The sequence below is a fragment of the Mesorhizobium sp. P2_E7 genome (assembly GCF_056403855.1).
Genome location: NZ_JBFUER010000018.1, coordinates 1 through 863, shown reverse-complemented (window position 1 = coordinate 863; position 863 = coordinate 1). Strand labels below are relative to the sequence as shown.

The 863-nt window shown below is 66.4% G+C and carries 1 protein-coding gene; it reads right to left on the bottom strand.

Translation table 11 applies throughout. The features are described 5' to 3' along the window. A partial coding sequence (locus AC1DYC_RS31095; protein WP_477411475.1) for an Ig-like domain-containing protein occupies positions 1-818 on the bottom strand: 818 nt, incomplete at its 3' end. Between the last annotated feature and the right edge of the window lie 45 nt (positions 819-863).

Here is an 863-nt window from a genome sequence, read left to right as displayed (position 1 = left end):
GTCGGCACGTCGTCGATGATCTGGATCGAGAGCGTGCCGGGAGCCGAGACATCGCCATCGGTGTCGGTGACCGTCACCGACATGTTGTCGAAGATGGAATCGGTGCCGGCAACGGAATGGGTCTCGTTGTCGAGGAGCGTATAGGTGTAGCTGACCGTTCCGCTGCCGGCATTGAAGCCGGTGATGGTCAGCGTGTTGCCGTCGGGGGTCGTGACGTTGACCGGGACCGAGCCGCTGTTGGCGAGGGCGGCTGCCGAGATCGCGGTGCCGTTGATGGTCAGCGTCGCAATGCCGTCTGGCGAGGTGATGGTGAAGGTGCCGGTGTTGTGCTCCGACGGATCGCCGTCGGCGCCGGCTGCGGCCAGTTCGCCCGAGCCTTCCGAGCCGGAGCTTGCCGGCAGGCCCTTCTCGTTGACGGTGGTGTCGCCGCCGCTGCCCTGCGGTGTCAGGTCGCCTACGGTTGGCGTTCCATCGCCGATCGAGATGGTCAGCGTGGTGTGCGCCAGGTCGCCGTCGCCGTCCCTGATGGTGTAGGTGAAGACGTCGTTGTGGCCGCCCTGCGAGCCGGCATCACGGGTATAGGAGTAGGTACCGTCGGCATTGAGCGTCAGCTTGCCGTAGGCGCCCTGGATCTGGGTGCCGACATTGGCGTCGACGCCGCCCGCCGTGGTCCCGACGGCAACGCCGACGACACCGCCGGCCGGCACGGTCGTGGTGGCGCCATCGGCGCCGAACACGTCGTTGGTCAGCACCTGGCCGGTGACCGGACCGAACTGGCCCGATAGAATGCTGTTGGTGTCGAGGTTTGCCGTCGGCACGTCGATAGAATGCTGTTGGTGTCGAGGTTTGCCGTCGGCACGTCG